The organism is Arthrobacter sp. Leaf234, from assembly GCF_001422665.1.
Taxonomy (GTDB): domain Bacteria; phylum Actinomycetota; class Actinomycetes; order Actinomycetales; family Micrococcaceae; genus Arthrobacter_D.
The window spans coordinates 372,887-384,469 of record NZ_LMLU01000005.1 but is presented as its reverse complement, the minus strand read 5'-3'; the positions used below and the strand labels follow the sequence as shown (position 1 = coordinate 384,469).

Genomic DNA, 11,583 nt, shown 5'->3' with positions numbered 1-11,583 from the left:
TTCGCGTCGGAATCGAGCGGAAGTCACGTGAAGGATACCGGGTGCGGCCTGCGGACACGCAGCCGGGACAAACGCAAACCGCCTTCCTCCGGGCGGGGGTTCCGCGGGGAGGAAGGCGGTGCGGTGGTACTCGTGTGGCGCGGTCCTACTGGGGGCTGGCGGCCGAGTCGACCGCGATCTCGCCGGCGACGATCTGTTCCGTCAGACCGTCGAGCGTGGCCTGCAGGTCGTCGGGGACGTTGGCCTCCTGGTCGTGGAACGGCGCGAGGGCCACTCCACCGTTCTCGAGCGTGCCGACGTACGGCGTGTTGTCGAACTCGCCGTCGACGTCGGTGCTGATGACGTCCTCGACGGCGTCGCCCATGAGCTTCATGACCGAGGTGAGGATGAACTCCTCGCCCTTGCCGGCGGTCTCGTAGCCGTCGGAGTCGACCCAGATGGCCTTGACGTCCTTGCCGCCCGCGTTCGCCTCGATGACGGCGTCGAGCGTGCCGGAACCGACCGGACCGGCGACGGGCATGATGATGTCCGCACCCTCGTTGATGAAGTTCTGGGTGTTGGTCTTGCCGGCTGCCTGGTCCTCGAAGTTGCCGACGAAGGTGCCGTTCTGGCTCTCCTTGTCCCAGCCCAGGAGCTCGACCTCGCCGCCGGTCTCCTCGTTGAAGTAGTTCACGCCTTCGGCGAAGCCGTCCATGAAGATGGTCACGGTCGGGATGTTGATGCCGCCGTACGTCGCCACCTTCCCGGTCTCGCTCGTCGCCGCTGCCGCATACCCGGCGAGGAACGCCGCCTGGGCCGTGTCGTAGATGATCGGCTTGACGTTGGGGAGGTCGATCGAGTTGTCGTCGACGATCGCGAAGTTCGTCTCGGTGTTCGCCTCCGCGGCCTCCTTCGTGGTGTCGGCGAGCAGGAAGCCCACCGTCACGATGAGGTTGCAGCCGCCCTGGACCATCTGGTCGACGTTGGGGCCGAAGTCCGTCTCGGCCTGCGACTCGGCCTGGTTGGTCTGGATGCCGAGGTCCGTCTCGGCCTTCTTCAGACCCTCGTAGCTCGACTGGTTGAACGAGCGGTCGTCGAATCCACCGGAGTCGGAGACGATGCAGCCGAGGTAGTCGGTGCCTGCAGCGGCGCTGCTACCGCCTGCGGCGGGGGCGTCCTCGGCGGGCGGCGCACCGCAGCCGGAGAGGACGAGGGCCGAGACGCCGAGGACGGCGGCGGACAGGCCGGTTCCGCGCGAGAAAGTGCGCAGTGAGTTCTTCAAAATGCCTCCAGGAAAGAAATGCGCCACGGGGACGACTGCCAGTGAGTGTCCATCACGGGTCACGATTGATCCGAGGCTCTGTTTTCACTGAAGACCGTGGCGCCGCGACACCGTCGGTGCAGCACGTATGCGAACATCCTAAGGGCCAAGTGACGCGGAACACTACACGGGCCGTCCAGGGCGGTCGATCGTTCGGCTTTCGTTATGCGCAGGTCGCTGAGGACAGCCGGGTCCGGCGGACCTGCCGCTCCGCGCCCCGGGCGGAACCCCCGACGGAGCCCCGACGGAGCCCACGCAGCCGCCCAGCCTGCGGTCAGCGCTCGAGGACCGCCTGCAGGGCCGCCGCCGCCATGACCCTCACGCCGTACCCGATGGCACGCTCATCGGGCGTGTAGTCGCCGCGGTGGAGGTCGAACGTCTCGCCGCCCGGGGTCCTCGTCCCGAGGCGCATCATGGCGCCGGGGACCTCCTGCGTCATCCACGCGAAGTCCTCGCCTCCCATGGACTGCGGTGTGAGCACGACGGCGCCCGACCCGAGTTCGGCCCGGGCGGCCGCCTCCAGGAGGCCCGTCTCCGCCTCCTGGTTGACCACCGGCGGGACCCCCCGGATGTGCTCGAGCTTCACGTCGACGCCGAAGGGCGCGGCGACCTCACGGACGGCCCGGTCGAGAAGCTCCCCGGCCGACTCCCAGGCCTCGCCGTCGAGGCAGCGGAGCGTGCCGGACATGAAGCCGTGCGCGGGGATGGCATTGGGCGCGGAGCCCGCGTGGATCTGGCCCCACACCACGGACACGGCGCTGCGCACGTCGATCCGGCGGGACAGGACGGCCGGCACGTTGACGGCGATGGTCGCGAGCGCGAAGACGAGGTCCTCGGTGAGGTGCGGGCGCGAGGTGTGCCCGCCGCGTCCGCTCAGCTCCACCCGGATCGTGTCCGATGCCGAGGTGATCGCACCGATGCGCGTGCCGACCAGGCCGACGTCGATCCTCGGGTCGCAGTGCAGCGCGAGGATGCGTGGCAGGCCGTCGAGCACGCCCTGGGCGATGACGTCGATCGCTCCCCCGGGCATCATCTCCTCGGCGGGCTGGAAGATGATGCGCACCGTGCCGGGGAGCGGTGTCGCGGCATCGATGTCCGCGAGGACCAGGGCGACGCCGAGCATCACGGTGGTGTGGATGTCATGGCCGCAGGCGTGCGTGACGCCCGTCGATGCGGACGCGAAGGGCAGGCCGGTCTCCTCGATGATCGGCAACGCGTCGATATCGGCGCGGAGACCGAGCCGCAGGGGGCCGCTACCGATGTCGACGCACGCGCCGGTCCCCTCGAGGCGCCGGGGGGACAGACCCGCCTGCGCGAGCCGGGCCACGACGAGGTCCGTGGTGCGGTGCTCCTTGTAGGACAGTTCCGGGTGACGGTGGATGTCACGCCGGATGTCGGTCAGCTCGTCGAGCAGGGGATCGAGGGAGGCACCGACGCGGGAGGCCGGAGGGCTCTGGGTGCTGGACGTTTCCACGTCCTCAGCCTACCGACCGGTGGCGCGGCGACCAGCACTCCTGTGTCGGGGCCGCGTCATGGGACCTCCGCGCCCCTCCGAGGGCCGGCGGCCGCCCGACGCCACGTCCCGGGGCGTGTGCCCCTTCCCACGGGTCACGCCGTCCGGCCAGGCCGGCCCGGTCGGGGACCTGTCCGCTACAGGACGTCGGTGTCGCCGCTGGCCCGCAGGCGTTCGACGGCCTTCTTGACCTCCTGCGCGTGCTCCTTGGTGGTCACCAGCAGGGCGTCCGGCGTGTCGACGATGACGACGTCGTCGATGCCGATGAGGGCGATCACGCGCTTGGTGTCCGACACGACGATGCCCGAGGCGTTCTCGGAGAACACGCGTGCGCCCTCCCCCATCACCGTCAGCTCGCTGTTCTCCTCGGCCGGGTTCAGTCGGCCGATCGCGGCGAAGTCGCCGACGTCGTCCCAGTTGAACTCACCCGGGATCATGGCGACGTCACCTGCCGCCGCAGCCGGTTCGGCCACCGCGTAGTCGATGGCGATCTTGGGCAGCGTCGGCCAGACCCTTCGGGCCACCTCGACGCGCTGCGGGGTGTCCCACGCCTCGGCGATCTCCATCAGGCCGGCGTAGAGGTCGGGCTCGTTCGCCGAGAGGTGCTTGAGCATGAGGTCGACCGGCGCCACGAACATGCCCGCGTTCCAGGAGTAGTCGCCGCCGGCGATGTAGCCGTCCGCGACCTCCTGTGAGGGCTTCTCGACGAACTCGATCACGGCGCGCGCGCTGGGGGCGCCGTCGATCGCCAGGGGCTCGCCGGCCCTGATGTAGCCGAAACCGGTGGAGGGGTGCGTCGGCTTGATCCCGATGGTCACGATGTACCCCTCGGCGGCCGTGTGGATCGCCTCGCGCACCGCATCCTGGAAGACCTCGACCGGGGCGATCACCTGGTCCGCGGCGAAGGATCCCATGATGATGCCCGGATCCCGCCGGTGGAGGATGGCCGCGGCGAGCCCGATGGCCGCACCGGAGTCCTTGGGCTCGGACTCGAGGACGAGGTTCATGTCCTCGATCTCGGGCAACTGCTCGAGGACGGCCCGGCGGTGGACGATGCCGGTGACGACCATGGTGCGGCCGTCGCAGAGGGGGCGCAGGCGATCGTAGGTCGCGCGGATCAGCGTGCTCCCGGAGCCGGTGAGGTCGTGGAGGAACTTCGGCGCCGCGGCACGCGACAGAGGCCACAGCCGGGTGCCGGTCCCTCCGGCGGGGATCACGCCGTGGAAGCGCTCCAACACATTGTCAGGGGTACGGGCAGCCGCCCTCTCGGTACTCATCCGTTCCACGGTAACCGACGCGCCCGGGCGGCCCGGAACCACCGGCCGCCCTCCGGTGTTAACAAGGTCACAGGTGAGGGGCCCCTAAATTGATCCAGGAGTGTCACCGGCCTAGATTATTCTTATCGAAGAGTGCTGTCGCACCGGCGTATCCCTGCGTATAGCGCGCTAACGCCCAGGCGATGCAGGGAGGTAATTTCAATGCCGAAGACACTGACTAAGTCGCTGACACCAGCGGGCACCCTCTACCGTGGCCGCGAAGGCCAATGGTCCTGGGTCGCCCACCGCATCACCGGGGTCGTGATTTTCTTCTTCCTCCTGGTCCACGTGCTGGACACGTCCCTCGTCCGGGTCTCGCCCGAGGCGTACGACGCCGTGATCGCCTCCTACAAGAACCCCATCATGGGTCTCGGGGAGCTCGGACTGGTCGCGGCCATCGTCTTCCACGCCTTCAACGGCATCCGCGTGATCCTCGTGGACTTCTGGAAGAAGGGTCCCAAGTACCACCGCCAGATGCTCTGGAGCGTCATCGGCCTCTGGGCCGTCGTCATGATCGCCTTCTCGATCCGCCATCTCTCGCACGTCTTCGGAGGTTAGTACCCATGGCTACCCCAACCATCGAGAGCCCGCGCTCCGGCCGCGTCTCCCCCGGCTACTCACGCACCCCGGGCTCCCGCGGGAACTTCGAAATGGTCGCCTGGCTGTTCATGCGCCTCTCCGGAGCCATCCTCGTGGTACTCATCTTCGTCCACCTCTACGTCAACCTCGTCGCGGGTGACGGCATCAGCGGGATCGACTTCGGCTTCGTCGCCGGCAAGTGGGCCGACCCGGTCTGGCAGATCTGGGACCTGACGCTCCTGTGGCTCTCGATGCTGCACGGCACCAACGGCATCCGCGTGATCATCAACGACTACGCCGAGAAGAACAGCACCCGCATGTGGCTCAAGGGTGTCCTGTACACCTCGACGGTCGTCATCGTGGTCCTCGGCACCCTCGTGATCTTCACCTTCGATCCGTGCCCCGTGATCGACGGTGTGGCTCACGTCGCGGACTACTGCCCCGCTCCCTGACGCCACCCCGCAGTCCGTCCCTGCCGCAGGTCGGCAGTTCCCGCATGACAGGCCCACTGGGGCGGCCTCATGCATCCTCACCGGTTTCAACAGAAAGAGCGACCAGCATGCAGGTCCACAAGTACGACGTCGTCATCGTCGGCGCGGGCGGCGCGGGAATGCGCGCAGCTATCGAGTCCGGCCAGCGGGCTCGCACCGCCGTGCTGACCAAGCTCTACCCGACCCGCTCCCACACCGGCGCAGCACAGGGTGGCATGTGCGCCGCACTCGCGAATGTCGAAGAGGACAACTGGGAGTGGCACACGTTCGACACCGTCAAGGGCGGTGACTACCTGGTGGACCAGGACGCGGCCGAAGTCATGGCCAAGGAAGCCATCGAGGCGGTCCTGGACCTCGAGAAGATGGGTCTGCCCTTCAACCGCACGCCCGAGGGCCGGATCGACCAGCGACGCTTCGGCGGACACACCCGGGACCACGGCAAGGCACCCGTCCGGCGCTCCTGCTACGCGGCGGACCGTACGGGTCACATGATTCTCCAGACGCTCTACCAGAACTGCGTCAAGCACAACGTCGAGTTCTACAACGAGTACTACGTCCTCGATCTGCTGATGGTCGACCAGGAGGTCACCGAGGACGGTGTCACCCGCATCCAGAAGCGCGTGGCCGGGGTCGTCTCCTACGACCTCGCCTCCGGCGAACTGCACGTCTTCCAGGCGAAGTCCGTGGTGTTCGCCTCGGGCGGTGTCGGCAAGGTCTACAAGACGACCTCCAACGCCCACACCCTCACGGGCGACGGCATGGGTATCGCGTTCCGCAGGGGCATCCCCCTCGAGGACATGGAGTTCTTCCAGTTCCATCCGACCGGCCTCGCAGGCCTCGGCATCCTCCTTTCGGAGGCCGCACGCGGCGAGGGCGCGATCCTCCGCAACTCGGAGGGTGAGCGCTTCATGGAGCGTTACGCCCCCACCATCAAGGACCTCGCGCCGCGCGACATCGTCGCCCGGTCGATGGCCAACGAGGTCCGCGAAGGACGCGGAGCCGGGCCGAACAAGGACTACGTCCTCCTCGACCTGACCCACCTCGAACCCGCACACATCGACGCGAAGCTGCCCGACATCACGGAGTTCGCCCGCACGTACCTCGGCGTGGAGCCCTACACAGAGCCCGTGCCCGTGTTCCCGACGGCGCACTACGCGATGGGTGGCATCCCGACGAACATCAAGGCGGAGGTGCTCTCGGACAACGACACGGTGGTACCCGGCCTGTACGCCGCCGGTGAGGTCGCCTGCGTATCCGTGCACGGCTCGAACCGCCTCGGCACCAACTCGCTCCTCGACATCAACGTATTCGGCAAGCGCGCCGGCCTCGCTGCGGCAGAGTACGCCCTCACCGCCGACTTCGTGGAGATCCCCGAGAACCCGACCACCGAGACGGAGGAGCTCCTGAACCGGGCCCGCAGCTCGGAGGGCGGGGAGCGCGTGGCCCTCATCCGCAAGGAGCTGCAGGACATCATGGACGCGAATGTCCAGGTGTTCCGCACCGAAGAGACGCTCGTCGAGGCCCTGCGCGTGATCGATACGCTGGAGGAGCGCTATACGCGGATCACCGTGCAGGACAAGGGCAAGCGGTTCAACCTCGACCTGCTGGAGGCCGTCGAACTAGGCTTCCTCCTGGACATGGCCAAGGTCATGACTGCCGCTGCCCTGCACCGCAAGGAGTCCCGTGGTGGCCACTTCCGTGAGGACTACCCCGAGCGGGACGACGAGAATTTCATGACCCATTCCATGGCCTACAAGGACCCCCGCGCCACCGAGACCAGTGGCGTTCGCCTTGAGACCAAACCGGTGATCTTCACCCGATACCAGCCCATGGAGCGTAAGTACTGATGAGCACCGAAACGATGGAAAAGGAGCCGGCCTCCAAGGTCGAGCTCGCGCCCGGCGTCGGCGGCGGTGGAGAGATCCCCACCTTCGACATCACCCTGAAGGTCCGGCGCTACAACCCCGAGGTGTCCGACGAGGCGCACTGGGACGAATGGCAGCTGACCATGTACGGCACGGACCGCGTGCTGGACGCCCTGCACAAGGTCAAGTGGGAGCACGACGGTTCCGTCTCCTTCCGCCGGTCCTGCGCGCACGGCGTGTGCGGCTCCGATGCCATGCGCATCAACGGCCGCAACCGGCTGGCCTGCAAGACGCTGCTGAAGGATCTCGACACGTCCAAGCCGATCCTGGTGGAACCCATCAAGGGACTGCCGGTGGAGAAGGACCTGATCGTGGACATGGAGCCGTTCTTCCAGTCCTACCGCGAGATCATGCCGTTCCTCGTCAGCAAGGGCCACGAGCCCACGAAGGAGCGCCTGCAGTCCGCCGAGGAGCGCGACCGCTACGACGACACCACGAAGTGCATCCTCTGCGCAGCCTGCACCTCCTCCTGCCCGGTCTTCTGGACGGACGGCCAGTACTTCGGGCCGGCCGCGATCGTCAACGCCCACCGGTTCATCTTCGACTCGCGGGACGACGCCGGGGACATGCGCCTCGAGATCCTCAACGACAAGGAGGGTGTCTGGCGCTGCCGGACCACCTTCAACTGCTCCGAGGCCTGCCCTCGCGGCATCCAGGTCACCAAGGCCATCTCGGAGGTCAAGCAGGCGATCCTGACCCGCAAGGTCTGACTCGCTGCTCGGGAACCGACGCCGGATGCGGCGTCCGGTCCTGACCACAATGCTCCGCCCGAAGGCGGCCCGTCACACGACGGGCCGCCTTCGTCGTCTCCCTGCAGATGCGGACGGTCCGGTGCGGACGGTCAGGTGCGGACGGTCAGGTGCGGACGGTCAGGTGCGGTTCCCCCGGCGGCTGCGCTGACGGAGGGTGCCGCCCTTCGCGTGGTGCTGCCGCTCGGCGTCGGTCTCGGCGTCAGCGGTCCCGACGGCGCACCAGGCCGTCGCCACCAGGTACACCTGGCTCAAGAGGAAGAACCAGACGAACAGCGCGAGGATCACGGCGAAGGACAGCAGGAGCGGATTGTTGCCGAAGCTTCCAAGGATCTGGGTGGAGAAGGTGCGGAGCAGCGTGGTGCCGACTCCGGCGATCACCGCACCCTGGATCAGGACCGGACGCGGCATCTCGATGGCGGACGCGGACCGGAACAGGACCACGGCCACGAGGATGTCCAGCAGGATCATCACCGCGAATCCGGCCATCTGTGTCAGGAGCTGGCTCACGCTCGTCAGGTTGAGGAAGCTCAGGAGGGCTCCCAGCGTATTCGTCGCCACGACGCCGAGGGCGGTCGTCACGACCATGATCACACCCAGGACCGCGAGGGTCCCGAGGTCCTTCGCCCAGAGGACCACTGGCGGCGCGGCGACGGGCTTCAGCGCGAAGATCCCGCGCATCGCCTGGCGCATGCCACCGATCCAGCCGAGCGCCGTCACGAGCATGACGGCCGAGGATACGACGATGGCCCAGCCGAGGCCACTGGTCGCGTCGAAGAGGCGGGTGGGAGTGACGAGGCCGCCCCCGTCGTCCTGCAGGTCGATCAGCCCCGGTACCGCCTTATCGAGGGCGTCCACGGACAGTTCGCGCAGGCTCTCGTCGCCGGCGACCACCAGCCCGAGCGCGGCGAATCCCACGACGAGCAGGGCGGAGATGGCGAAGAACAGGCGGTAGGCGAGCCCCGCCGCCATCAACGGGCCGCGGCGCTCGTTGTACAGCAGGACCACGCGCACGGGCCTCAGCGTGTAGAACCGCGAGATCGCAAGATCCACCCTCGCCAGGAGGAGACCCGCGCCGCCATCGCCGGAGCGCTTCAGCCTCCCGACCCGGACCTGGGCATCGATCACCTTCCGGCGCAGATCCGCCAGGTTCGCCGGGGAGGGCTGCTCAACGGGTGGTGGTTTCGGAGCCGTCAGCGACTTCGCCAAAACGTAGCTCCTCCCTCAGTTTCCACAACCCCGACGGCACGTGTTCGTACAGTCCCATGGACCGGACGTCGAAGGACGCCTCGAAGGACTCCAGTTCCTCCACAGCCGCATCCATTCCTGCCTCCGAGACATCATGCGCGACGGTCACGTGCGGATGGAAGGGGAACTCGAGGTCACGTTCGAGCGGGCCCGTCTGCAGCCTCGCATGCAGGGCTACGCATTCGTCGAAGCCGTCGGTCAGCTTGAGGAACACCACCGGTGAGACCGGCCGGAAGGAGCCGGTGCTGCAGAGCCTGACCCTGAAGGGCCGCTGGTGCTGCGCGACCGCCCGGACGTGCTCGATCGTCGCCTCCCAGTCGGAGGCCGGCGTCGTCGTGATCAGGGTGATGTGCGGGGGCACCACGGCTGCCATGGGGTCGCCGAACGACGCGCGCCAGGCCTCGAGGTCACCCGCGAGCGGTTCGGGGATCGGAATGGTGATGCCCACGCAGCTGCCGCTCGGTCCCGGCGGAGACGACGGCGTCGCCAACCGGCCGGGGAGACCCGTGGAAGCACACATGGGTCAGCGGGCTCCCGCCGCGGGAAGGAATCCCACGCGTGCGTAGACCTCCGCGAGCGTCGGCGCCGCCAGCTCACGGGCCTTCGCGGCACCCTTCGCCAGCAGCCGATCGAGCTCTGCGGGGTCCGAGAGCAGCCCCTCGGCCCGGGTGCGGATGGGTGCGAGGGTCTCGGCGACGACGTCGGCGAGGTCCACCTTCAGGTGCCCGTACATCCGGCCCGCGTACTCGTCCTCCAGCTCGGCGATGCTTCGCCCGGATAGGGACGAGAAGATCGCGAGCAGGTTCGAGATGCCCGGCTTCTCCTCACGGTCGAAGCGGATCTCCGTCCCGGCGTCGGTGACCGCCGACTTGATCCGTTTCGTCGTGACCTTCGGGTCGTCGAGCAGGTTGACGAGCCCGGCGGGCGACGGTGCCGATTTCGACATCTTGGCCGTCGGGTTCTGCAGGTCGTAAATCTTCGCCGTCTCCTTCTGGATGAAGGGCTGGGGCACCACGAAGGTCTCGCCGAAGCGCGTGTTGAACCGCTGCGCGAGGTCCCGGCTCAATTCCACGTGCTGGCGCTGGTCCTCCCCCACCGGGACTCCGTCCGGTTGGTAGAGGAGGATGTCGGCGGCCTGCAGGATGGGATAGGTGAAGAGTCCCACGCTGGCGGAATCGGTGCCCTGCTTCGACGCCTTGTCCTTGAACTGCGTCATCCTGGACGCCTCGCCGAATCCCGTGAGGCAGTTGAGCACCCACGCGAGCTGCGCGTGCTCGGGGACCTGGGACTGGACGAACAGCGTGGCACGGTCGGGATCCACCCCCGCAGCGATGTACTGGGCGGCGGTCGTCCGCGTGCGCTGCATGAGCTCCGCCGGGTCCTGCGGGACCGTGATCGCATGCAGGTCGGGGATGAAGAACACCGCGTCGTGGGTTTCCTGCAGGCGCACCCAGTGCACGAGCGCACCGAGGTAGTTGCCGAGGTGCAAGGATCCTGCCGACGGCTGCATGCCGGAGAGGATCCGTTGCCGCCGGGCGGGGGCGGGCGTGTGGTGCTGTTCAGTCATCAGAGGAGTTCCTGGAGGGTTGGATCCGGTAGTCGACGACGAGCGGGGCATGGTCGGAGAACCTGGTATCCCAGCTCGGTGCCCGATCGACGTCGGCGGTGGCTGCACTCTGCGCGAGCGCCTCGGTGGCCAGCTGGTAGTCGATCCGCCAGCCCGTGTCGTTGTCGAACGCCTTGCCCCGCCAGGACCACCAGGTGTACGGCCCGTCGACCTCGCCCGCGAGGTTCCGGGCGACATCCACGAAGCCGCATTCGTCGGAGAAGAAACGATCGAAGTACGCGCGTTCCTCGGGAAGGAAGCCCGCGTTCTTCACGTTGCCCTTCCAGTTCCTGATATCGAGCTGCGTATGACCCACGTTGAGGTCGCCCATGACCACGGCATGGTCGGCTGCGTCTCGGAGCTGTGGCAGGCGTGCGACCATCGCCTCGAGGAACCGGTATTTGTCATCCTGCTTCGGGGTCCCGACCTCGCCCGAATGGACGTAGGCGCTCACGACGGTGAGGATCGATCCCCCCACCTCGAAATCGGCTTCGACCCAACGACCGGACGTGTCGAAGTAGCTGTCACCGATGGTCGTGCGGGTGGCGGAAGGCTCCTGGCGGGACGCTATCGCGACCCCCGCCCGCCCCTTGGCCTCGGCCTCGGTGTGGAGGATGAACCAGCCCTCGCCGAGGAGGCTCCGCACCACGGCGTCGGGAGCCCGTACCTCCTGCAGGCAGAGGATGTCGACATCCCGTCCGTCCAGCCATTTCTGCATGCCGCGCTTGTAGGCGGCGCGGATCCCGTTGACGTTCACGGACGCGATACGCAGGGGTTCCTGCAGGGGGTTCGATGCCGGACTCACTCGATCAACCTTACCCCGGAGGGTGTGTCCCTTCACCTCGGTCGGGAGGTG

At 67.7% G+C, this 11,583-nt stretch carries 11 protein-coding genes; 4 read left to right on the top strand and 7 right to left on the bottom strand.

Going from position 1 to position 11,583, the window contains the following annotated elements:
- Window positions 1–145: 145 nt before the first annotated feature.
- From ASF21_RS09605 to ASF21_RS09595, 3 genes are all read right to left on the bottom strand, one after another.
- Window positions 146–1,261 (bottom strand): BMP family lipoprotein, encoded by a 1,116-nt coding sequence (locus ASF21_RS09605; protein WP_055770089.1) that lies wholly within the window; start codon window positions 1,259–1,261, stop codon window positions 146–148.
- A 313-nt stretch (window positions 1,262–1,574) separates the two neighbouring features.
- Complete coding sequence (locus ASF21_RS09600) at window positions 1,575–2,774, bottom strand: amidohydrolase (protein ID WP_055770086.1); 1,200 nt, start codon at window positions 2,772–2,774, stop codon at window positions 1,575–1,577.
- Window positions 2,775–2,950: 176 nt separating this feature from the next.
- Window positions 2,951–4,090 (bottom strand): mannose-1-phosphate guanylyltransferase, encoded by a 1,140-nt coding sequence (locus ASF21_RS09595; RefSeq protein ID WP_055770083.1) that lies wholly within the window; start codon window positions 4,088–4,090, stop codon window positions 2,951–2,953.
- 201 nt (window positions 4,091–4,291) lie between these two features.
- Between ASF21_RS09595 and sdhC the strand changes: the two genes are divergently transcribed.
- The 4 genes from sdhC (at window position 4,292) to ASF21_RS09575 (ending at window position 7,834) form a co-directional block, all read left to right on the top strand.
- Window positions 4,292–4,687, top strand: coding sequence for a succinate dehydrogenase, cytochrome b556 subunit (gene sdhC, locus ASF21_RS09590; protein ID WP_055770080.1), 396 nt, complete (start codon window positions 4,292–4,294; stop codon window positions 4,685–4,687).
- A gap of 5 nt (window positions 4,688–4,692) precedes the next feature.
- Window positions 4,693–5,160, top strand: coding sequence for a succinate dehydrogenase hydrophobic membrane anchor subunit (locus ASF21_RS09585; protein WP_055770077.1), 468 nt, complete (start codon window positions 4,693–4,695; stop codon window positions 5,158–5,160).
- Window positions 5,161–5,267: 107 nt separating this feature from the next.
- A complete protein-coding gene (gene sdhA / locus ASF21_RS09580) occupies window positions 5,268–7,046 on the top strand; it encodes a succinate dehydrogenase flavoprotein subunit (RefSeq protein ID WP_055770074.1) in 1,779 nt (592 codons plus the stop codon).
- On the top strand, window positions 7,046–7,834 hold the full coding sequence (locus tag ASF21_RS09575; protein WP_055770072.1) for a succinate dehydrogenase iron-sulfur subunit: 789 nt from the start codon (window positions 7,046–7,048) through the stop codon (window positions 7,832–7,834). The genes sdhA and ASF21_RS09575 overlap by 1 nt, the downstream gene beginning before the upstream one ends.
- A 159-nt stretch (window positions 7,835–7,993) precedes the next feature.
- Here ASF21_RS09575 and ASF21_RS09570 read toward each other — a convergent pair whose 3' ends face one another.
- From ASF21_RS09570 to ASF21_RS09555, 4 genes are all read right to left on the bottom strand, one after another.
- Window positions 7,994–9,082: a YihY/virulence factor BrkB family protein gene (locus ASF21_RS09570; RefSeq protein WP_055770069.1), complete on the bottom strand. Its 1,089-nt coding sequence runs from the start codon at window positions 9,080–9,082 to the stop codon at window positions 7,994–7,996.
- Complete coding sequence (locus tag ASF21_RS09565) at window positions 9,042–9,569, bottom strand: 2'-5' RNA ligase family protein (RefSeq protein WP_321166892.1); 528 nt, start codon at window positions 9,567–9,569, stop codon at window positions 9,042–9,044. The genes ASF21_RS09570 and ASF21_RS09565 overlap by 41 nt, the downstream gene beginning before the upstream one ends.
- 75 nt (window positions 9,570–9,644) lie before the next feature.
- A complete protein-coding gene (gene trpS / locus ASF21_RS09560; protein WP_055770063.1) occupies window positions 9,645–10,688 on the bottom strand; it encodes a tryptophan--tRNA ligase in 1,044 nt (347 codons plus the stop codon).
- Complete coding sequence (locus ASF21_RS09555; RefSeq protein ID WP_055770059.1) at window positions 10,681–11,532, bottom strand: exodeoxyribonuclease III; 852 nt, start codon at window positions 11,530–11,532, stop codon at window positions 10,681–10,683. Before ASF21_RS09555 ends, trpS begins: the two co-directional genes overlap by 8 nt.
- Between the last annotated feature and the right edge of the window lie 51 nt (window positions 11,533–11,583).

Coding starts and splice junctions, on each gene's coding strand:
- ASF21_RS09595 (WP_055770083.1), bottom strand. CDS start 4,090: ATGAGTACCGAGAGGGCGGCTGCCCGTACCCCTGACAATGTGTTGGAG.
- sdhC (WP_055770080.1), top strand. CDS start 4,292: ATGCCGAAGACACTGACTAAGTCGCTGACACCAGCGGGCACCCTCTAC.
- ASF21_RS09585 (WP_055770077.1), top strand. CDS start 4,693: ATGGCTACCCCAACCATCGAGAGCCCGCGCTCCGGCCGCGTCTCCCCC.
- sdhA (WP_055770074.1), top strand. CDS start 5,268: ATGCAGGTCCACAAGTACGACGTCGTCATCGTCGGCGCGGGCGGCGCG.
- ASF21_RS09575 (WP_055770072.1), top strand. CDS start 7,046: ATGAGCACCGAAACGATGGAAAAGGAGCCGGCCTCCAAGGTCGAGCTC.
- trpS (WP_055770063.1), bottom strand. CDS start 10,688: ATGACTGAACAGCACCACACGCCCGCCCCCGCCCGGCGGCAACGGATC.